20 protein-coding genes and 1 riboswitch are annotated in these 18,868 nt (G+C 69.5%); of the genes, 8 read left to right on the top strand and 12 right to left on the bottom strand.

Annotation, left to right across the window (positions count from 1 at the left end; all coding sequences use genetic code 11):
• Window positions 1-13 precede the first annotated feature (13 nt).
• Window positions 14-718, bottom strand: coding sequence for a haloacid dehalogenase type II (locus tag AB7E83_RS09980; RefSeq protein ID WP_428568538.1), 705 nt, complete (start codon window positions 716-718; stop codon window positions 14-16).
• A 9-nt stretch (window positions 719-727) separates the two neighbouring features.
• Between AB7E83_RS09980 and AB7E83_RS09975 the strand changes: the two genes are divergently transcribed.
• Together AB7E83_RS09975 and AB7E83_RS09970 are read left to right on the top strand one after the other, a co-directional pair.
• The gene (locus tag AB7E83_RS09975) at window positions 728-1,387 is read left to right on the top strand and encodes an ankyrin repeat domain-containing protein (protein WP_428568535.1); all 660 of its coding nucleotides are present in this window, start codon (window positions 728-730) and stop codon (window positions 1,385-1,387) included.
• Between the two features lie 2 nt (window positions 1,388-1,389).
• The gene (locus AB7E83_RS09970; protein WP_428568532.1) at window positions 1,390-2,091 is read left to right on the top strand and encodes an SOS response-associated peptidase; all 702 of its coding nucleotides are present in this window, start codon (window positions 1,390-1,392) and stop codon (window positions 2,089-2,091) included.
• Window positions 2,092-2,093: 2 nt separating this feature from the next.
• Here AB7E83_RS09970 and AB7E83_RS09965 read toward each other — a convergent pair whose 3' ends face one another.
• From AB7E83_RS09965 to AB7E83_RS09955, 3 genes are all read right to left on the bottom strand, one after another.
• The gene (locus AB7E83_RS09965) at window positions 2,094-2,615 is read right to left on the bottom strand and encodes a 6,7-dimethyl-8-ribityllumazine synthase (RefSeq protein ID WP_428568529.1); all 522 of its coding nucleotides are present in this window, start codon (window positions 2,613-2,615) and stop codon (window positions 2,094-2,096) included.
• Window positions 2,616-2,713: 98 nt separating this feature from the next.
• A riboswitch (FMN riboswitch) is annotated at window positions 2,714-2,878 on the bottom strand.
• 97 nt (window positions 2,879-2,975) lie between these two features.
• On the bottom strand, window positions 2,976-4,412 hold the full coding sequence (locus AB7E83_RS09960) for an amidase (RefSeq protein WP_428568526.1): 1,437 nt from the start codon (window positions 4,410-4,412) through the stop codon (window positions 2,976-2,978).
• A gap of 7 nt (window positions 4,413-4,419) precedes the next feature.
• A complete protein-coding gene (locus AB7E83_RS09955; protein WP_428568524.1) occupies window positions 4,420-5,313 on the bottom strand; it encodes an NAD(P)-dependent oxidoreductase in 894 nt (297 codons plus the stop codon).
• Between the two features lie 93 nt (window positions 5,314-5,406).
• Between AB7E83_RS09955 and AB7E83_RS09950 the strand changes: the two genes are divergently transcribed.
• The gene (locus tag AB7E83_RS09950) at window positions 5,407-6,579 is read left to right on the top strand and encodes a Fic family protein (RefSeq protein WP_428568521.1); all 1,173 of its coding nucleotides are present in this window, start codon (window positions 5,407-5,409) and stop codon (window positions 6,577-6,579) included.
• 53 nt (window positions 6,580-6,632) lie between these two features.
• Window positions 6,633-7,064: a VOC family protein gene (locus AB7E83_RS09945; protein ID WP_428568518.1), complete on the top strand. Its 432-nt coding sequence runs from the start codon at window positions 6,633-6,635 to the stop codon at window positions 7,062-7,064.
• Window positions 7,065-7,093: 29 nt separating this feature from the next.
• On the opposite strand, the gene AB7E83_RS09940 is transcribed toward AB7E83_RS09945, so the two are convergent.
• Window positions 7,094-8,620 (bottom strand): alpha/beta hydrolase, encoded by a 1,527-nt coding sequence (locus AB7E83_RS09940; RefSeq protein WP_428568515.1) that lies wholly within the window; start codon window positions 8,618-8,620, stop codon window positions 7,094-7,096.
• A gap of 195 nt (window positions 8,621-8,815) precedes the next feature.
• On the opposite strand from AB7E83_RS09940, the gene AB7E83_RS09935 reads away from it, so the two are divergent.
• Window positions 8,816-9,157, top strand: coding sequence for a hypothetical protein (locus AB7E83_RS09935; protein ID WP_428568512.1), 342 nt, complete (start codon window positions 8,816-8,818; stop codon window positions 9,155-9,157).
• Window positions 9,158-9,164: 7 nt separating this feature from the next.
• Here AB7E83_RS09935 and AB7E83_RS09930 read toward each other — a convergent pair whose 3' ends face one another.
• The 7 genes from AB7E83_RS09930 to AB7E83_RS09900 form a co-directional block, all read right to left on the bottom strand.
• Window positions 9,165-10,955, bottom strand: coding sequence for a glutamine--tRNA ligase/YqeY domain fusion protein (locus AB7E83_RS09930; RefSeq protein ID WP_428568509.1), 1,791 nt, complete (start codon window positions 10,953-10,955; stop codon window positions 9,165-9,167).
• Between the two features lie 47 nt (window positions 10,956-11,002).
• Complete coding sequence (locus tag AB7E83_RS09925; RefSeq protein WP_428568506.1) at window positions 11,003-11,257, bottom strand: hypothetical protein; 255 nt, start codon at window positions 11,255-11,257, stop codon at window positions 11,003-11,005.
• A gap of 256 nt (window positions 11,258-11,513) precedes the next feature.
• Complete coding sequence (locus AB7E83_RS09920) at window positions 11,514-11,696, bottom strand: hypothetical protein (protein WP_428568502.1); 183 nt, start codon at window positions 11,694-11,696, stop codon at window positions 11,514-11,516.
• Window positions 11,697-11,883: 187 nt separating this feature from the next.
• Window positions 11,884-12,687: a LytR/AlgR family response regulator transcription factor gene (locus tag AB7E83_RS09915; protein WP_428568499.1), complete on the bottom strand. Its 804-nt coding sequence runs from the start codon at window positions 12,685-12,687 to the stop codon at window positions 11,884-11,886.
• A 6-nt stretch (window positions 12,688-12,693) separates the two neighbouring features.
• Complete coding sequence (locus AB7E83_RS09910; protein ID WP_428568496.1) at window positions 12,694-13,740, bottom strand: sensor histidine kinase; 1,047 nt, start codon at window positions 13,738-13,740, stop codon at window positions 12,694-12,696.
• A 14-nt stretch (window positions 13,741-13,754) separates the two neighbouring features.
• Window positions 13,755-14,048, bottom strand: a complete 294-nt coding sequence (locus tag AB7E83_RS09905) for a 2TM domain-containing protein (protein WP_428568493.1) — start codon at window positions 14,046-14,048, stop codon at window positions 13,755-13,757.
• Between the two features lie 32 nt (window positions 14,049-14,080).
• Window positions 14,081-14,569 (bottom strand): DUF2306 domain-containing protein, encoded by a 489-nt coding sequence (locus AB7E83_RS09900; protein ID WP_428568490.1) that lies wholly within the window; start codon window positions 14,567-14,569, stop codon window positions 14,081-14,083.
• Window positions 14,570-14,755: 186 nt separating this feature from the next.
• On the opposite strand from AB7E83_RS09900, the gene AB7E83_RS09895 reads away from it, so the two are divergent.
• Genes AB7E83_RS09895 through AB7E83_RS09885 form a run of 3 tightly spaced genes read left to right on the top strand, consistent with a single transcriptional unit; the run spans window position 14,756 to window position 18,831 of the window.
• Entirely contained in the window at window positions 14,756-16,849 is a 2,094-nt protein-coding gene (locus AB7E83_RS09895) for an efflux RND transporter periplasmic adaptor subunit (RefSeq protein ID WP_428568487.1), read from the top strand.
• A gap of 18 nt (window positions 16,850-16,867) precedes the next feature.
• The gene (locus AB7E83_RS09890; protein WP_428568484.1) at window positions 16,868-17,602 is read left to right on the top strand and encodes an ABC transporter ATP-binding protein; all 735 of its coding nucleotides are present in this window, start codon (window positions 16,868-16,870) and stop codon (window positions 17,600-17,602) included.
• The gene (locus tag AB7E83_RS09885) at window positions 17,599-18,831 is read left to right on the top strand and encodes an ABC transporter permease (RefSeq protein WP_428568481.1); all 1,233 of its coding nucleotides are present in this window, start codon (window positions 17,599-17,601) and stop codon (window positions 18,829-18,831) included. Before AB7E83_RS09890 ends, AB7E83_RS09885 begins: the two co-directional genes overlap by 4 nt.
• Window positions 18,832-18,868: the final 37 nt, after the last annotated feature.

Below are 18,868 nucleotides of genomic sequence, written 5' to 3'. Positions count from 1 at the left end.
ACGGCTCGGCCCGCTACGCTCCCAGCGCCTGGGCCACCCCCACGAGATCCCGGCAGTGGAAATCGTTGCCCTCGCGCGGCGTCACATCCTTCGGCTGCGCCGCGCCGAACTCGAGCGGCCTCTCCACGTACGCCGTGCGCAGCCCGCACGCCCGGGCTCCGGCGAGGTCGTCGTGGTGCGCGGCCACGAGCATCACTTCGCGCGGCTGAACGTCGAACACCTTCGCCACGCCGAGATAGGTGCGCGGATCGGGCTTGTAGGCATGGAACACCTCGGCCGACAGCACGCAGTCCCAGGGCAGGCCCGCGCGCTTCGCCATGTTCGTCAGCAGCCCGATGTTGCCGTTCGACAGCGTGCAGATCGTGTACTTGCGCTTCAGGCGCGTGAGCCCTTCCACCGCGTCCGGCCAGGCGTCGAGGCGGTGCCAGACCTTGTTGAGGTGGCGGCGTTGCGCCTCGTCGAGATCCTGCAGGCCGAAACGCGGCAGGATGTCGTCGAGGATGATGCGGTGCAGGTCGTCGATCAGGGTCCAGCCGAGTTCGCCGCTTGCCACGCGTGCCATGGCCGGCTTGTAGCCGGTGCGCCATGCGCGGGCGAAGGCGTCGCCGTCCACCGCCGGATGCAACTGCGCCATCTCGCGCACGATGCTGCCGTGCCAGTCGACCACCGTGCCGAAGATGTCGAACGCGAGGACCTTCACTTCTTCTGCGATCATCATCGGATGAGTATGTCACGCCGCCCGCTGCTCGTCGCGTTCCCCTTCCTGGCCAGCGTCGTCGCCGCGCAGCCGTCCGCCGCTGCCGTCGCGATCGTCGAGGCAGCCGCGGCCGGCGACCGTGCGCGTGTCGAAAAGCTCCTGGCCGACGGCGCCGCGGTGAACGCGCGCGACGCGCGCGGGCGCAATGCCGTCCTTGCGGCCACGCAGGGCGCGCACGTGGAGCTCGCGAAGTTCCTCATCGCGCGCGGCGCGGACGTCAATGCGCAGGACGACATTCGCGACAGCGCCTTTCTGCTGGCGGGCGCGCGCGGCCACATGGACATCGTTCGCGCCGCCGTGGGCGCCGGTGCGAACCTGAAGAGCACCAACCGCTACGGCGGCACGGCATTGATCCCCGCATGCCACTACGGCCATGTCGAGACGGTCCGCTATCTGCTGACGACGGCCATCGACGTGAACCACGTCAACAACCTCGGCTGGACGGCCTTGCTCGAAGCCGTGATCCTGGGCGACGGCGGCGCGGCGCATGCCGAGATCGTGCGCCTTCTGGTCGGCGCGAAGGCCGACGTGAACCTCGCCGACCGGCAGGGCGTCACGCCCCTGCGCCACGCCGAGCAGCGCGGGCAGTCGCGCATCGCCGGGATGCTGCGCGCGGCGGGAGCGCGCTGAACGTGTGCTCGAACTATGTTCCGGTGTCCCGGCGCGACCGGCTGCTGACGTTCTTCGGCGTCGAGCGCGAACGCGACGATCCCGCCACCGACGCGTGGCCCGTCGGCATGGCGCCTTTCATCCACCTGGCCGGCGGCGAAGTGCGCGTCGTGAGCGACGGCCTCTTCGGCCTGCTGCCGCACTTCGCCACCGAGGTGAGCTACGGCCGCCGCACGTACAACGCGCGCAGCGAGACGGTGCGCGTGCTTCCGAGCTTCAAGGAGGCGTGGGCGAAGGGCTGGCGCTGCATCATCCCGGCCGAGTCGATCTACGAGCCGAACTGGGAGACGGGCCAGAGCGTGCGCTGGGCGATCCACCAGGAGGGTTTCATCCCCATGGGCATCGCCGGCATCTACCGCCGCTGGCGCGACCCGAAGGACAACCGCGAGGTCTACAGCTTCGCGATGCTCACGGTGAACGCGGACGGACATCCGCTGATGAAGCGCTTCCACCGGCCCGAGGACGAGAAGCGCATGGTGGTGATGCTGCGGCCGGCCGACTATGCCGAGTGGCTGTCGTGCCCGGTCGAGGACGCAGCCAGGTTCTTCCGCCAGTGGGACGGCCCGCTGCTTGCCGAACCCGTCCCGCTGCCGCCTCGCGCGCCGAAGGCGAGCAGCGTGCGGACGGTGCGTCCGCCGAAGCCGGAGACGGGAAGCTTGTTCTAGGGTCAGGCTGCCTGCGTCTCCTGCAGAGCTTCGCGAGCACCCAGGATCTGCAGACAAGCCTGCGCCACTTCCACGCCCTTCTTGACGAAGTGCTCGCGGAAGAACTTCAGGTGGTCTTCGTGCTCGTGAAAATCGCGCGGCGTCAGCACGGCCGAGAGCACGGGAACATCGGTGTCCAGTTGCACGCGCATCAGGCCGTCGATCACGGCCGACGTGACGAACTCGTGCCGGTAGATGCCGCCGTTGACCACCAGCGCGCAGGCCACGATGGCGTCGTAGCGGCCCGATTGCGCGAGCGCCTTGGCATACAGCGGAATCTCGAAAGCGCCCGGCACGTCGAAGCGGTCGACCTGCGACGCAGGCAGGCCGTTGCGCTCGAACTCGGCGAGCAGCGAGTCGCGCGCCTGCTCGACGATGTCGCGGTGCCAGTTGGAGCAGACGACGGCCACGCGGCGTTGCGCGCGCGGCGGCGGCTTGCGGCGCGACACCGCGCCAAGGGGAGTGGAAGCTGGGGTCTGATTCATGGGTGTCCCGGATTGCAAGGTGGATGACCAGAATCAGGGCGCACGCGGCGGCACGGCCCGGCGCGGCACGTGAGGATGCCGCGCGCGAGCCACGCGCTTCGCGTTTCTCTTTCATCCGGACTGTGACCGTCGGCCCTGGCATCTCACCAGGTCTGCTGACCCCGGCGCGCAACCCTTCGGTGCCTGCCGGGCGCTCGCGGGCTCTCGCGGCGCAAGCCGCGAATACCGCCGGTGGGGAATTTCGCCCCGCCCTGAGAACGCTGCCGGCCCGTGGAGGCCGGCGGAGAAGATTCTAGGGCCGCGTGCGAACCGCGCGGGACGCAAGGACTTTGGCGAAGACTTCGTACCGGGCGGGCGGCCTCAGTTCGACGGACGCCGCGCGAGGAAATCCCCGCGCACGGTTTCGTATGCGGCGGCCACGCGCAGCAGCAGATCGTCCGCGCTGTGCTTCGCGATGAGCTGCAGCCCCATCGGCCAGCCGCGTTGCGGATGGAACCCGGCCGGAACGCACAAGGCGGGCAGGCCGGCGAGCGTCGCGTAGAGGGTGACTTCCATCCAGCGGTGATACGTGTCCATCCTGCGCCCGGCGATCTCCTTCGGCCAGCGTTCCTCGATCGAGAAGGGCCACACCTGCGCCGAGGGCAGCGCGAGCACGTCGAAGCGGTCGAAGAGCGACATCACATGCTGGTAATACCGCGTGCGCGCCTGGCTCGCCTTCATGAAATCCATGAAGGTGAGCGCGAGCGAGTTGTCGTATTCCCAGAGCGCCTCGGGCTTGATCTTCTCGCGCGCGTGCGGCATGTTGATCAGCGCCTCGACGCGCGGGCCGACGAGCGCGCGCCGCCAGGTGAGCAGGCATTCCCAGAGCGCCGGCAGGTCGATGTCGAGCGATGCGGGTTCGAGCACGGCGCCGGCGCCTTCCATCGCGACCAGCGCCTCCTCGCACGCGGCGAGCACGCCGTCATCCATGGGAAGGTAGCCGCCGAGGTCGCGCAGCCAGCCGATGCGCAAGCCCTTCAGCGGCGTCGAGTCGCCGGGCGTCGTCGCGAAGTCGGGCGACGATTGCAGCGAGAGCGGCAGGCGCGGATCATGGCCCGACTGCGTTCGCAGCAACTGGGCGAGGTCGCGCGCGCTGCGTGCCATCGGCCCCTCGGTCGACAGCTGGTCGATCCACACGTCGGGCCCCGGCCCGGTCGGCACGCGGCCCTGCGTCGGCCGCATGCCGTAGACGTGGTTCCATCCCGCCGGGTTCCGCAGCGAACCCAGGAAGTCCGAGCCGTCGGCGATGGGCAGCATCCGTTGCGACAGGGCCACCGCCGCGCCGCCGCTGCTGCCGCCCGCGGAGACGGCCGTGTCCCACGCGTTGCGCGTCGCGCCGAAAAGCGTGTTGAAGGTGTGCGAGCCGAGGCCGAGTTCGGGCAGGTTGGTCTTGCCGATCACGATGCAGCCCGCGGCCTTGAGGCGCTCGACCATCACGCTGTCGCGCGCGGCCATGTTCGCGGCGAGAAGCTCGCAGCCTTTCGTGGTCGGGAAGCCCGCCGCATCCGCCGCGTCCTTGATGGCGATGGGCATGCCGTGCAGCCAGCCGCGGCTGCGGCCCTGGGCAAGCTCCGCGTCGCAGGTGTGCGACTGTGCGAGCAGCACGTCGGGCGGCGCGAGGTTGACGATGGCGTTGTACGTCGGGTTGCGCTCGTCGATTCGCGCGAGATACGCCTGCATCGCCTCGACGCAGGAGATGGCGCGCGCGTGGATCAGGCGCGAGAGCTCGCTCGCGTCGTGGTCGATGGGGGACGTCATCCCGCGATCATGCAGCGCCAGTGCGCGCTCGGGCAAGGGCCGACCAGTCGAGGTCGCCGTCGCCCGCTTCGCACATCCCGTCGAGCATCCGCTCGGCCATGCGGGCCGCGCCGAGGGTCACGCCCGCCGCCTGCGCCGTGTCGAGCGCGATGCGCAGGTCCTTGCGCATCAGGCGCGCACGGAAGCCGGGCGCGAAGTCGCCGGCGATCATCTTCGGCGCGCGATGCTCGAGCACGAAGCTGCGCGCGGTGCCGCCGAGCAGAACGTCGCGCATGACGGCAGGGTCGACGCCCTGGGCACGCGCGAGCGCGAGCGCATCGATCATGCCGAGCATCGCGCCCGTCACGGCCACCTGGTTGCACGCTTTCACGGTCTGGCCGGCGCCGGGTCCGCCCGCGTGCGTGATCGACTTGCAGAACACCGAGAGGACGTGCCGCACGCTGTCCAGCACTTCGGCCTCTCCACCGACCATGCAGCCGAGCGTGCCCTGTTCCGCGCCCTGCTGGCCGCCGCTCACGGGCGCGTCGAGCATGTGGACACCTCGCGACCCCAGCCGCTGTCCGATCTCGCGCGCATCCGTCGCGGCAATCGTGCTCGTGTCGACGACGACGCTGCCGGGCGAGAGGGCATCGGCCAGTCCCTGCGGGCCGAAGAGAACATCGCGCACGGCGTCGGCATCCGGCAGGCTGAGGATCGCCAGCCTGCACTTGCCCAGGGCGGCCGGTGTCGCCGCGGCCACCGCGCCGAGCTGCGCCAGCGGCGCGGCGGCCTCCGCGCGACGCGCGTACGCATGCAGCTCATGTCCGCCGCGCAGCAGGCACTGCGCGATGCCGCGGCCCATGGAGCCGATGCCGACGAGGGCGATGGGGCCGGTTGCGGCGTGGGGGATGGTTTGTTCCATGAGGAGCATTGTGCGGGCGGCGAGCGCTCGCGGTGGTGGGTTGAACCGCAAATCCGGCATTTACGCTTCAAATGTGAAGCGTAAATCGCTAAAATGCGCTTCATGTATCTCTGGCAAGCCCCCCGCTGGCCCGCCATGCGCTGGGACGCGCTGGCCACCACTTCGGCCATCGCGGGCGCGCGAATCGCCGAAGGCCGCATGCTGGGCCTGGCCTCGACGCTGGGCGTGGCCGACATGGCGTCGCTGCAACTGGCCGGCTGGACGCAGGAGGCGCTGGCCACGGCCGCCATCGAGGGCGAGAACCTTCAGCTGCATTCGGTGCGCGCATCGGCGGCACGGCGACTGGGTCTGGCCGACCACGCCGTCTCGGCGAGCGACCCCCGGGCCGAGGCGACGCTCGAAGTGCTCGAGGCCGCCATCACGCAGTGGCAGCGACCGATCACGCAGGACGATCTCTTCGCCTGGCATGCCGCGCTGTTCCCTACCGGCCGCAGCGGCGCGACGCGCATCGTGGTGGGTGGCTGGCGCACGCATGCCGAGCCCATGCAGATCGTCACGCCGCACTGGCGCAAGCCGGACGTCGTTCACTACGAGGCGCCGCCTTCGGCCCATGTGCCCCAACACATGACGGCACTGCTCGAATGGTTCAACGTGCATAGCCGGCGACCGGAAATCGATGGTCTGGTGCGCGCGGCCATCGCGCACCTGTGGTTCGAGGCGATCCATCCCTTCGAGGACGGCAACGGACGCATCGGGCGCGCGCTCGCTGAGCTTGCCCTGGCGCAGGACATGCGCAGCGACCGCCGGCTCTTCAGCCTCTCGGCGCAGCTCGCGCAGGATCGCGCCGGCTACTACGCGCAGCTTCAGGCCGTGACGGGCCAGGGGGGGCTCGACGTCACCTCATGGGTGCAATGGTTCCTCGGGCGCATCGAGTCGGCCTTCGACGCCTCCCTTCAAAGCATGCAAAAGGCCTTGTCGCAGTCCGTCTACTGGAACGACGTGAATGCACGGCACGCGACGCTCACCGCCTCGCAGCGCAAGGCGCTGGGCCGGTTGCTGGAGGCCGAGCCGGCCGGATTTGCCGGCGGCATGAGCACGGAGAAGTACGTGAACCTCACCGGCGCGTCACGTGCCACGGCCTACCGGGAGCTGACGCACCTGAGCGAACTCGGCCTGCTCATTCGCAGCGGCCAGGGCCGCGGAACACGCTATCGTCTGGCGCGGGCGCCGTCCGATGTCGATTCCGCCCGCGCTCGTTCGTCGTGATCCAGGCGGACCCGACATCCGTGCCGCCGCCCACCCACCGACCGGAGACCGTCATGCCCCAGCTCGACAGCTACATCTTTTTCGACGGCGCCTGCGCCGAAGCCATGCGCTACTACGAGCGCACGATCGGCGGCAAGCTCGAAGCGCTCATGAAGTACAGCGACGCCCCCGGGCAGGAGTCGTGCGCCGGCGTCGACACCTCCGCCGGCGACCGCATCATGCACGCGTGCCTGATGCTCGACGGGCGCATGCTCATGGCCTCCGATACGCCCGCGGGCATGCCGCAGCCGAAAATGGCGAGCTTCGCGCTCGCGCTCAACTACGCCACGGCCGACGAGGCCCGGAAGATCTTCGACAAGCTCGCCGACGGCGGCAGCGTCACGATGCCGATGGCCGAGACCTTCTGGACCGATGCGTTCGGCATGCTGACCGACCGCTTCGGCACGCCCTGGATGGTCGGGGGCGGCCCGAAGCCGCGCCCCTGAACACGGGCAGCCGGCGCGGTAGATGACTTCTACGGCGCGCAGCTCCCGCCCGATGCCGCGATCAACCCGCGCAGCGCCGTCGTCGTCGCCGAGTCGGTGCCCGAGACCGCCGCGCGCGTGAACGTGCAGCCATAGGTCGGCTGCGCCACCACGGACGCGGTCGTCACATCGTCGCCGGCGGGGCGCGCACCGCCGCCCTCCCAGCGGATCATCGCGTCGAATGCCTCCACCTGCTCGGCGACCGTGAAGTCGCAATGGCTGATGCCGCGGATCGCCCGCGTCACGAGCAGGTTGCCCGTGCCGGCCGCATTCGCGCGGTTGCGGTACGCCTGGATCATGTGGAATGGAACGAACAGGTCGCCGAGGGTGTGGATCGCCACCACCGGCACCGTGATCTGGCCGTTGACCTTCGGAATCCAGCGCAGGCCGTCGCGGCGCAGCCGGTTCGCGTCGGGGTCGGCCGTGACTTTCTGCGCGGCCGCATTGATGGCCGCGCTCGCCGCCGTGTCGCCGTCGATCGTGTAGGTGATTGCGGTCGTGTCGGTGCCGTCCTTGTCGAGGATGCCGTTGATCGTGCCGTCGCTGCCGAAGGTGCCGTAAGCCGACGGGAACGAGCCGCCGCGCTGCAGCCCGAGGCGGAACAGCGGACGCTCGCCGCCCGTGAGGTTCTTCAGGATGCCGACGTAGCGTTCGCCGAGCACCGGGGTGGGCGTGATGGGCGAGGTCGCCGTGGCCGCGGCCGGCGCCACCGTCCACAGGGCCGTGTTCACCTGCGTCGCGATCTCGGGCCAGCGCGTCAGCGGGACCGCCGGCACGCCCGCGACCGTCTGCGCCGCGATCTGCATGGCGGTGAAGGTGTCGAAGAGCGCGGTGTCGCCGGTCACGCCGCACATCGGCACCGCGCCGGCATAGGCGACCTTGTTGCGCGCCGTGGCGAGCGCTTCGGCTTCCACCGCCGCGGCCGCGACGTGGCCGCCCATCGAATGGCCGGTGATGTAGATCTTGCTCGGGGCCGCGAGCGTGCGGCCGTTGTCCGCGGCGATGCGCACGAAGGCGTTGGCAAGCGCGTTGGTGTCCTCGATGCCGGCGCGCACGTCGTAGTAGTTCTTCGAATAGGTCGATGCGGCCCACGCGTAGCCGTTCTCGATCAAATACCTGCGCAGCGCGGAGGGCGTCGTCACGGTGAGGTTGTCGCCCGTGCCGGCATAGCCGTGCGCGTACATCACGAGCCGGCCGTTCCAGTTGGCCGGGACTTCCATGCGGTAGCCCGCGCCGTTGAGCGTGCCGGTCCAGCGGCTGGTCGCGGGCAGCGCGCCGCCGGTCGACGTCGTGCCGGTCAGGGCGCGGAAGCTCGCCGCGCCGCTCGCGGACGCCTCGAAGTCCGGGTAGGCCGTCGTGTTGCTGAACGGCACGACGGCGAAGGTGGTTCGGTTGTCCTGCGCGCGCGGCAGTTCGGTTCCGTCGTTGTCGTTGCCTCCGCCGCAGGCGGCGAGCGCGGCAGCGGCGAGGAGGGCAAGGGCTGCGCGTTGGACGCGCGAGTGGGTGGCGGGCAGCATGGATGTCTCCTTGAGTTTGCTTCACCTCGCCCGCCTGTGATCCGGCGGGTCGCCGGCTTCGTCGTTCTACACGAGCGCGCAAGCGGCGAGGTGACGCCTTGGCGGCAGCGGGGCTCCGGGCTTTCCCTGATCGCATGCCGCGAGCGGACGGTCGAGTCGGTTCACAATGCCCGGGTTGCCACTCGGAGAATCGTCATGCGCCACATCGCCCTTGCCGCCACCGCCGTCCTGCTCACCGCCTGTGCGTCCGGCCCCTATTACTCGCCCGGCGGCGTGCCGCCCGTCATGCCGAATCCCGGCGCGCAGGTTGTTCATCCGCTCGCCCGCTCCGCGACGTATGCGTGCGAGGACCTGACGACGATCGTGCTCACGGAAGGGCAGCGCGATGCGCGTGCGATGCTCAACAGCGGCCTCGAGCTGGGGCTCGCGCAGCAGCCCGGCGGCCGCTTCGGCGCGCCGCCTTATGAGTTCAGGGCGGCGGGGAGTGAAGGGACCTGGATCAACCAGGGGAAGGTGATGCGGTGCCGGGTGAGGTGAAACCCCTCTACTTCCCGAACGAATCCTTCATCCCCGTCACGCGGTTGAACACCGCCGCCTCTCCCTCGCGGTGATCCTTCCGGTCCGCCACGAAGTACCCGTGCCGCTCGAACTGGAACTTCTCGTCGGGCTTCGCCGCGGCCAGTGACGGCTCGACATAGGCCGTGACCACGCGCAGGCTGTCGGGGTTGATCTCCTCCAGGAAATCCCTGTCGCCGGTGCCCGGCTGGGGCACGGCGAACAGGCGGTCGTAGAGGCGGACTTCGGCCTTCACGCCGTCGGCGACGCCGACCCAGGTGATGTTGCCCTTGACCTTGATCGCGTCGGCGCCGGGGGTGCCGCTCTTGGTGTCCGGCACCAGCGTCGCCTGCACCTCGACCAGCACGCCCGAGGCGTCGCGCGTGGCCCCGATGCACTCGATCACGTGCCCGTATTTCAATCGCACCTTGTTCCCCGGGAACAGGCGGAAGAACCCCTTGGGCGGGGTATCTTCATAGTCGGTGCGCTCGATCCACACCTTGCGCCCCAGCGTGAACTCGCGTCGGCCGCGCTCGGGCGCGTGCGGATGGACCGGCGCCGAGCACGCGTCGAGAAAGCCCGCGCCCATCAGCGCGTCCCAGTTCGTGATGACGAGCTTCACTGGATCGAGCACCGCCATCGCGCGTGCCGCCTTCGCGTCGAGATCGTCGCGCAGCGCGATCTCGAGCGTGGAGTAGTCGATCCAGCTGTCGGCCTTGCTCACGCCGATGCGCTCGGCGAACAACTGCAGCGATTCGGGCGTGTAGCCGCGGCGGCGCAGGCCCACGATGGTCGGCATGCGGGGATCGTCCCAGCCGCTCACGTGGCCCTCGTCGACCAGCTGCTTGAGCTTGCGCTTGCTCGTGATCACGTAGGTGAGGTTCAGCCGCGCGAATTCATGTTGGCGCGGCGGCGGCGTGTTGACGAGCCCGCCCTCGGCGAGATGCTCCACCAGCCAGTCGTAGAAGGGCCGCTGGTCCTCGAACTCCAGCGTGCAGATGCTGTGGGTGATGTTCTCCAGCGCGTCCTCGATCGGATGCGCGAAGGTGTACATGGGGTAGATGCACCACTTGCTGCCGGTGTTGTGGTGCTCCGCGTGCTTGATGCGGTAGATGGCCGGGTCCCGCAGGTTGATGTTGGGACTCGCCATGTCGATCTTCGCGCGCAGCACCGCCGCGCCGTCGGCGAGCTTGCCGTCGCGCATGTCGCGCAGGCGCTGCAGGTTCTCCTGGATCGAGCGCGAACGGTAGGGGCTGTCGACGCCGGGGCGAGAGAAGTCGCCCCGGTTCACGCGCATCTCCTCGGCCGACTGTTCGTCGACATAGGCATGGCCCGCCTCGACCAGGTACTCGGCCGCCCGGTACATGAAGTCGAAGTAGTCGCTCGCGTGGTAGTCGTGGTCCGTGCCGTTGGCGTCCCAGCGGAAGCCCAGCCAATGCACTGCGTCGCGGATCGCGTCGACGTATTCCTGGTCTTCCTTCTCCGGGTTGGTGTCGTCGAAGCGCAGGTGGCACACGCCGCCGTAGTCCCGCGCAAGCCCGAAGTTCAGGCAGATGCTCTTGGCATGGCCCACATGCAGGTAGCCGTTGGGCTCGGGCGGGAACCGGGTGCGGATCTTCGCGGGGTCGGGCTCGCCCGCCTGGTGGTGCGCCCTGTCGCCGGGCGTGCCGCCCCAGCGGCGGGCGGCGTACGTGCCCTGGTCGAGGTCGCGTTCGATGATCTGCCGCAGGAAATTGCTCGGCCGGGGGACGTTCTTGTTGCTGTCGACAGGGGAAGCCATAGGGTTCCGATTCTGTCATGCGGCCGAGCCGCGGCCCGCGCAGGGGATTAGGGCTTGGGCCGCCTGCGCGAACCTTCCCAGCCCAGCTGGGGGCCGGACATGAGTTCCTTCTGGCGCAACTGTGCCCGCAGGTACGGCCGCACGCTCTCCGAACCGTAGCCGCTGCGACCCGCGTCTTCCTCATCGGCCGTCGCTTCGGCGCGGCCGATTCCGCTGCCCTGCAGGCGGATGCCCGAGCGGATCGCCGCGGGTCGTCGTCGACCGGGGTCCGGGCCCCGGCTGGGTTTGTCTTTGTCGTTCATGGCTTGTCCTCTGGTCCTTGTCTCTGTTGCCGCAAGGTTAAGGCCGGTGACAAAGTTGGCATGCCGTCCATCTACGGTCGTGCAGGTCGGACAGGGTTGACGCAGCCATGAAAAAAAAGAACCCCCAGGCTAGTGGACCTGGGGGTAACAATGCCAGTCGCGGGACGGAGGGCCGGACCAGCTCACCCCGGAGGAGGAGGGGACTCAGAGGAGTCGGGGTGATCCTGACGAAAACCAACGCGTTGTTGCTTTGCTTCTAGAGACCGCGCCTTTCGCTCGATTCGATGCCGGCCCACAAGCCGGACTTCGGCGACGCCAGGTTTCGCTGGAGCGACTCCCGCATCACCACCTCGGCTCGGCTGGGCGAGTTCGCCCGGCTCTGCCATTCGTCCTGCGTCGGACCCGTCAGCGCGATCAGCGCCGCGGTTCCCACGATCAACCCCGCTCCATACGCACCGGTGAGGGCCACCTTGGCGCACGATCCGGGGACGCCGTGCAAGAACATGGACGTAGTAGAGCCGCCCGATGCGACGAAGCTTGTAGGACGACGCCCACGCGCGTTGACGGACGAATTCCAGAGGCGCGGGCTCGCCGCCTGCGTGCGGCGGCGCCGTCGCCGACCCCGGCTACATCGCCTTGAAGCGATGGGCGTACAGCCGGCTTACCGCCAGCTTCTCGGCGCGGCCGCGCAGCGCCAGGTGCAGCTTGCCCGCTTCGTCGCGGCTCACGGCGTCGATGGCGGTCGCGCGCACGATGGTGCCGCGGTGGATCTGCCAGAACGCCTGCGCGTCGAGCTGGGGCAGCAGCTCTTTGAGCGGGGTGCGCAGCAGGTATTCGTGACCCTCCGTGAGCACGCGCACGTACTTGTCGGCGGCTTCGAAGTACAGCACGTCCTCGATGGACACCATGCGGATCGAATTGCCCACGCCGACCTGCAGCACCTCGAGCGGCCGGGCCGCGGGTGCAGCAGCCGTGGAGGGCGAGACCGGCGTGGCGCCCAGCAGATGCCGCAGCTTCTCGAGGGTGTCGTCGACGGACCCGGCCTCGCGGCTCGCCAGGCACGCCTTCACGCGCTGCACGGTCTTCTCGAGTCGCTCCGGCTGGACCGGCTTGAGCAGGTAGTCGACGGCCTGCGCCTCGAAGGCCTGCACCGCGTACTGGTCGTAGGCCGTCACGAACACGAGCGCCGGGAAAGGCCGGGACGCCGGCCACTCGTCCGCGATCTCCGCCGCGGCGTCCATGCCGCTTTGCCCCGGCATGCGGATGTCCAGGAACAGCACGTCGGGCAGGCGGGCGAGCGCTTCGGCGACCGCGGAGCGGCCATCGCCCACGATGGCCACGACCTGCATCTCGGGGAAGGCGCGCGCGAGCTCGGCCTGCAGCGCCTGCGCGAGCAGCGGTTCGTCTTCGGCGATGAGTGCGGTGGGCATGGCGACCTATGACGATTGCAGGGGCAGCGTGACGATGGCACGGGCGCCGGCCTCCGGCGTCGCGTCGAACGACAGCGACGCGCCGCTGCCGTACAGGGTGGCGAGGCGCTCGCGGATCTGCGTGAGGCCGAAGCCCTTGCCGGCCGTGGGCGCATCGGCGGCGCCAACGCCCGTGTCCGTCACTTCGAGGATGAGCGTTGCGCCCACCGCCGTCGCGCGGACGTCGATGCGCCCGCCGCCCACCTTCGGCTCCAGGCCATGCTGGATGCTGTTTTCGACGAGCGGCTGGAGCACCAGCGTGGGCACGAGCGCCTGCGCGAGTTCGGGCGGCAGGTGCAGCTCGTACGCCAGGCGCGGGCCCATGCGCACGGCCATGAGCTCGAGGTAGTCGCGCAGCCGGTCGAACTCCGCGCGCAGGGTGTGCCGCGGCGCGCGCGAAGCCGCAAGCGTGGCGCGCAGGTACGCGATCATGTGGTCGAGCATGCGCTGCGCCCGCTGCGGATCGACGCCGATCAGCGCGCGCAGGTTGGCGAGCGTGTTGAACAGCATGTGCGGCTCGAGCTGGCTTTCCAGCAGCTTGAGCCTCGCCTCGTCGGCGAGCCGCCGCGTTTCGCCCATCTTGCGTTCGAGGTAGGAGCTTCGGCTGCGGCTGTAGAAGTAGTAGCTGCCGACCAGGCCCGCGATCACGGTAATGAGCAGCGTGCTGCGGAAGTCGGCCTCGCGGTTGTGGCGCATGCCCGGGGTGCACAGGCCCATCGCCGGGCAGATGAGGTCGCCCAGCGCCCGGCCGACGACGAAGCCCGCGGCGATGCCGGCGGCGACCAGCGCGAAGCCGATCCAGCCGCGCGGCCACCCGGTCTCGGCGGCGGAGGGGAAGAAGTGCCGCCCGATGTCGATCACGAACCAGATGGTGATGCCGATACACAGCGAGAACACCACCGCCGGCGCGTATGGCTGCTGCGGCGCGAAGCCGTAGTGGAGGGTCGCGATGGCGAGGCAGAACGCGATGGCCTGCAGCAGGTGCTGCAGCTTCGAGATCCAGTCGATTCGCATGCGCCCCGCCGCGTTTATCGCTGCTGCTCGCGCTGCAGCCGCTCGCGCTCCCTCTGCACGAGGCTCTCGCGCAGGCCACTGCCCTGTCCGAGCACGAACACCGACAGGCCGTGCAACAGGAGACCCAGGCCCCAGCCGAGCAGCGGAAAGATCGACCAAGGGCGGTGGCCGAAGCCGTAGACCGAGACCGCGAAGATGAAGAAGTTCACGACCACGTAGACGGCGGCATGGATGTACCAGCCCAGCTTGGCGCCGGCGCGCTTGCGCGCGAGCCGTTCGATCTCTTCGGGGGTGCGTACGGTCGTCATGGTGGAGGAGCTTATCAAGGGTTGTGCGGTGTTCATGCGGCCAGCGTGCCGCGGTTGCGAAGGAGGCGCCATGCGGCATAGCCGAGGGCGGCGACGGCGAGCATCGCGAGCAGCTGCGAGCCGCTCGTGATGCCGAGGAACCTTCCGATCATGCGATTCGGCAGCATCGTGAAGAACCCGGCGATGAGGCAGGCGGCGATGTAGAGACCCTTCATCGTCTTGCGATGCAGGGAAATCCGGCCGCGCGCCAGCGCGACGAAGGCGAGGACCAGCATGCCGAGCGTCACCGGAATCAGCAGGTGGATCGGCGAGAAGCCCGCGATGTTCGGCCCCGCGCCGCTGCGGATGAAGATCGCGGAGACGGCGGTGGCGATCATGAGCGTCACCCAGGCGTAGCCGGCGGCGCGGTGCAGCCTGGGCCTGGCCGCGCCGGCGCGGCGGGCCCAGAGGGCGACGGGGCCGAGGACGAGCGCGCCGAGGGCGGACGCGACGTGGATGGCGATGGCGGGGCTGGGGTCCATGGGGTTTCTCCGGGATCGATGGGATGGACTGTGGCCGGCCGCAGTGCCGCAGGCGACCTCGAGGGGACGAAACGACGCAGGCGCGTGGCGAAACGCGCCCGGACTGGCGCGAAATGCAGACGCTTTACGCAGCGGACATGAAACACCGGGTGCGGTTTTGTAAGCCCCTTCCTACAATTGCGCCTCATGAAGAAGTTCTCATGGAAGCTGCCGCTCGGTCTCCTCGTGTTGCTGCTGGCCGCGGGCGGCGGCGCATGGTGGTGGACGCAGGCGCGTACTGTGCCGGTGGCGTACCGCACGGCCGTCATCGAGCGCGGCGCCCTGCAGTCCACCGTGTCGGCCTCGGGCACCGTGAACTCGGTGACGCAGGTGTCGGTGGGCACGCAGGTGTCGGGGCAGATCAAGGAGCTTCACGTCGACTTCAACTCGGAAGTGAAGGCGGGGCAGCTGATCGCCATGATCGATCCGGAGACCTTCGAATACCGGGTGCGGCAGGCGAGCGCGGATGTGGATGCGGCGCGCTCGGCGGTGCTGACGGCCGAGGCCAACCGCGCCGCGGCCGGCGCCGCGATCTCGCGTGCCAAGGTCGACCTGGCCGAGGCGCAGCGCGACCTGGAGCGAAAGAAGCTCCTGGTCGAGAAGCAGTTCATCGCGCAGAGCGAGGCCGACCGCGCGCAGGCGCTGGTCAATACGACGCGCGAGGCGCTCAAGTCGACCGAGGCGCAGCAGGGCGTGACCGATGCGCAGGTGAAGAGCGCGCAGGCGAACGTGGTGCAGCGGCAGGCGGCGCTCGCGCAGGCGCAGGTGGACCTGACGCGCACGAGGATCACCTCGCCGGTCAACGGCATCGTCATCAAGCGCGCGATCGAGAAGGGTCAGACGGTGGCCGCGAGCCTGCAGTCGCCCGAGCTGTTCGTGATCGCGCAGAACCTGCAGGACATGCAGGTGGATGCGAGCATCGACGAGAGCGACGTCGGCCGCATCCGCATGGGGCAGCGCGCCACCTTCACGGTCGATGCGTTTCCGGGCCAGAGTTTCGAAGGCGAGATCCGGCAGGTGCGCAAGGCCGCGCAGAACGTGGCGAACGTGGTCACCTACATCGCGGTGATCGGCTTCTCGAACACGGCGGGGCGGCTGCTGCCGGGCATGACGGCGAACGTGCGCGTGGTGACGGACACGCGCGAGAGCGTGCTGAAGGTGCCGAACGCGGCGCTGCGCGTGCGGCTCGCGGGCGTGGAGCCGCCGCAACGGGCCGCGTCGGGCACGACGACGTCCGGCACGTGGTCCTTGTTCCCTCAGGCGTTCGCGCAGGGCGGGCCGCCGGGGGGCGGCGGCGGCGGCGGACTCGCGGCGATGCGCGAGCGGCTCGCATCCGAGCTGCAACTGAGTGCCGATCAGCTCGCGAAGCTCGATGCGATCGCGCAGGAGATGCGGCCGAAGTTCGGCGCGATCCGCGACCTGCCCGAGGATCAGCGCGGGGCCGCGCGCGACAAGGCGCTGGCCGAGATGCGCGGCAAGATCAACGCGATGCTCGATGCGAAGCAGAAAACGAAGTACGCGGAGATGCAGCAGCAGGGGCAGCGTGCGGGTGGGCCGGGGGCGCCGTCCGGGCCGCGCGGGCCGGGGCCCCAGGCGGGAGCGCCGCAGGGTGGCGGGCCTGCCGGTGCGCAAGCGCGAGGCGGCGCATCGCAGGCCGGGGGACCGCAGGCCGCGGGTCCGTCGGCGGCCGCTCCGTCGGGAGGCCCCGCTGCCGCGTCGCCCGCACCGGGCGGCCGCGCGGTTCCCCCGCCGGCGCCCGGCATGTCCGGACCCGCCGCCGAATTCCGCAACCGTCTCGTGACCGAACTCGCGCTCACGCCGCCGCAGATCGAGAAGGTCGATTCGATCTACGCCGATGCGCGGCCCAAGTTCGGCCAGCTGCGGGAGCTTCCGGCCGAGGAACGGCCCAAGGCGCGCGAGCGGATCTCCGCCGAGGTGCGGGCGCGCATCGGCGACCTGCTCACGCCCGAGCAGAAGACGAAATACACCGCCATGCTGGCCGAAGCGGGCAGCCGCACGAGCACGCGCGGCCGGATCTACCTGCTCGGCGCGGACGGAAAGCCGAAGGCGTTCAACGTGCGGCTGGGCATCACCGACGGCACGAGCACCGAGCTGCTGATCGCACCGAACGCGCCGGACGCGGGCGAGCTGAAGGAAGGCGCGCGGGTCGTGACCGGCATTGCCGGCGCCGGGGCGGCCAACGCAGCGAGGCCGGCGCAAGGCCCGCGCATGCCGTTCTGACGCGGGCGCGAGGAAGTCATGGCGCTCATCGAAGCCCGCGAGCTCACCAAGGTCTACACCATGGGCGACCAGACCGTGCATGCCCTGCGCGGCGTGTCGCTCGACATCGAGGCGGGCGAGTTCGTCGCGATCATGGGCGCGTCGGGTTCGGGCAAGTCGACCTTGATGAACATCCTCGGCTGCCTCGACCTGCCGACGCAGGGCGAGTACCGGCTCGCCGCGGAAGCGGTGGAGACGATGCGGCCGGACCAGCTCGCGTCGATTCGCAATCGCCGCATCGGCTTCGTGTTCCAGCAGTTCAACCTGCTGCCGCGCACGAGCGCGGTCGAGAACGTGGAGTTGCCGATGGTCTATGCGGGCGTGAAAGCCGCGGAGCGCCGCGACCGTGCGATGGCCTCGCTCGCGAAGGTCGGCCTCGCGCAGCGCTGGAGCCACACGCCTTCGGAACTCTCCGGCGGCCAGCAGCAGCGCGTGGCCATCGCCCGCGCCCTCGTGAACGAGCCGCAGCTGATATTGGCCGACGAGCCCACGGGCGCGCTCGACTCCCAGACCAGCGAAGACATCATGCGCCTGCTCACCGACCTCAACGACCAGGGCATGACGGTCGTCCTCGTCACGCACGAAAGCGACATCGCCGCCTGGGCACGTCGCAAGATCGTCTTCCGCGACGGCCACATCGTCGAAGATAGATTGAATAAATTGGGGTCGGATCCCGATTTCCGCCTTCGCGGGAATGACGCGGTCGCCGCATGAACTCGCTCGCCGCCCTTCGGTCCGCCCTGCGCGCGCTCGCGGCGAACAAGCTGCGCAGCGTGCTCACCATGCTGGGCATCATCATCGGCGTCGGCGCGGTCATCACGATGATCGCCGTCGGCCGCGGGGCGACCGAGCGCGTGCAGGAGCAGATGAAGGGGCTGGGCTCCAACATCATGCTGGTGCTGCCCGGCGGCGTCACGGCGGGCGGGGTGCGGCTCGGCGCGCAGACGGGGCAGGCGCTCACCGAGGAAGACGCCTATTCGATCGCGCGCGAAATCCCCGAAGTGCAGGTGGCCGCACCCACACTGCGCACCGGCGCGCAGGTGGTGGTGGGCAACACCAACTGGAGCACCTCGATCTTCGGCACGACCAACGACTACTTCGAGGCGCGCGAATGGTCGCTCGCGTCCGGCCGCCAGTTCGAGCAGGCCGAGATCGCAGGCTCCGCCAAGGTCGCGATCATTGGGCAGACCGTCGCGCAGCAGCTGTTCGGCGACGCCGATCCGCTCGACCAGGTCATCCGCGTGAAGAAGGTGCCCGTCACCATCGTCGGCCTCCTGGAGAAAAAGGGCCAGAACTCCATGGGGCAGGACCAGGACGACGTGGTCGTCGTCCCGATCAGCACGTACCGCAACCGCGTGCAGGGGTCGAGCGCGGGCAAGCTCAAGCGCATCGGTTCCGTGAGCGTGAAGGTACGCGAAGGGCAGGACATGAAGGCGGTGGAGGAAAGCATCAAGGAACTGCTTCGCCAGCGCTTCAAGGTGCAGCCCGGCGCGGACGATCCGTTCTCCATCCGCAACCTCACCGAGATCCTGCAGGCGCAGGAGGCATCGAGCCGAGTGATGACGATGCTGCTCGCGGCCGTGGCCGGCATCAGCCTCGTGATCGGCGGCATCGGCATCATGAACATCATGCTGGTGAGCGTGACCGAGCGCACGCGCGAGATCGGCCTGCGCATGGCCGTCGGCGCGCGGGGCAAGGACATCCTCACGCAGTTCCTGATCGAGGCCGTCACGCTGTCCCTGATCGGCGGCGCCATCGGCATCGCCATCGGCGGTGTGGCGACCTGGGCCGTGGGCCAGTTCGCGGGCTGGCAGGTGAGCATCACGGCCTCCTCGATCGTGCTCGCCGCCGGCTTCTCGGCATTCGTGGGCATCTTCTTCGGCTTCTATCCCGCGCGGCGTGCGTCGCAACTGCTGCCGATTCAAGCTCTGCGCTACGAGTAGCCCCGCGCGGGCGCGCGCAAGGCGGAGAACCTAAACT

It is taken from the genome of Ramlibacter sp., assembly GCF_050250995.1.
GTDB lineage: Bacteria > Pseudomonadota > Gammaproteobacteria > Burkholderiales > Burkholderiaceae_C > Ramlibacter.
This window is presented reverse-complemented; position numbering and strand designations above follow the sequence as displayed.

Bases quoted from the DNA above. Each gene is read 5' to 3' on its own strand.
- AB7E83_RS09955 (WP_428568524.1), bottom strand. From the start codon at position 5,313: ATGGAACAAACCATCCCCCACGCCGCAACCGGCCCCATCGCCCTCGTC.
- AB7E83_RS09925 (WP_428568506.1), bottom strand. From the start codon at position 11,257: ATGAACGACAAAGACAAACCCAGCCGGGGCCCGGACCCCGGTCGACGA.
- AB7E83_RS09965 (WP_428568529.1), bottom strand. From the start codon at position 2,615: ATGAATCAGACCCCAGCTTCCACTCCCCTTGGCGCGGTGTCGCGCCGC.
- AB7E83_RS09930 (WP_428568509.1), bottom strand. From the start codon at position 10,955: ATGGCTTCCCCTGTCGACAGCAACAAGAACGTCCCCCGGCCGAGCAAT.
- AB7E83_RS09945 (WP_428568518.1), top strand. From the start codon at position 6,633: ATGCCCCAGCTCGACAGCTACATCTTTTTCGACGGCGCCTGCGCCGAA.
- AB7E83_RS09980 (WP_428568538.1), bottom strand. From the start codon at position 718: ATGATGATCGCAGAAGAAGTGAAGGTCCTCGCGTTCGACATCTTCGGC.
- AB7E83_RS09890 (WP_428568484.1), top strand. From the start codon at position 16,868: ATGGCGCTCATCGAAGCCCGCGAGCTCACCAAGGTCTACACCATGGGC.
- AB7E83_RS09950 (WP_428568521.1), top strand. From the start codon at position 5,407: ATGCGCTTCATGTATCTCTGGCAAGCCCCCCGCTGGCCCGCCATGCGC.
- AB7E83_RS09915 (WP_428568499.1), bottom strand. From the start codon at position 12,687: ATGCCCACCGCACTCATCGCCGAAGACGAACCGCTGCTCGCGCAGGCG.
- AB7E83_RS09935 (WP_428568512.1), top strand. From the start codon at position 8,816: ATGCGCCACATCGCCCTTGCCGCCACCGCCGTCCTGCTCACCGCCTGT.
- AB7E83_RS09960 (WP_428568526.1), bottom strand. From the start codon at position 4,412: ATGACGTCCCCCATCGACCACGACGCGAGCGAGCTCTCGCGCCTGATC.
- AB7E83_RS09905 (WP_428568493.1), bottom strand. From the start codon at position 14,048: ATGACGACCGTACGCACCCCCGAAGAGATCGAACGGCTCGCGCGCAAG.
- AB7E83_RS09895 (WP_428568487.1), top strand. From the start codon at position 14,756: ATGAAGAAGTTCTCATGGAAGCTGCCGCTCGGTCTCCTCGTGTTGCTG.
- AB7E83_RS09885 (WP_428568481.1), top strand. From the start codon at position 17,599: ATGAACTCGCTCGCCGCCCTTCGGTCCGCCCTGCGCGCGCTCGCGGCG.
- AB7E83_RS09975 (WP_428568535.1), top strand. From the start codon at position 728: ATGTCACGCCGCCCGCTGCTCGTCGCGTTCCCCTTCCTGGCCAGCGTC.
- AB7E83_RS09900 (WP_428568490.1), bottom strand. From the start codon at position 14,569: ATGGACCCCAGCCCCGCCATCGCCATCCACGTCGCGTCCGCCCTCGGC.
- AB7E83_RS09910 (WP_428568496.1), bottom strand. From the start codon at position 13,740: ATGCGAATCGACTGGATCTCGAAGCTGCAGCACCTGCTGCAGGCCATC.
- AB7E83_RS09940 (WP_428568515.1), bottom strand. From the start codon at position 8,620: ATGCTGCCCGCCACCCACTCGCGCGTCCAACGCGCAGCCCTTGCCCTC.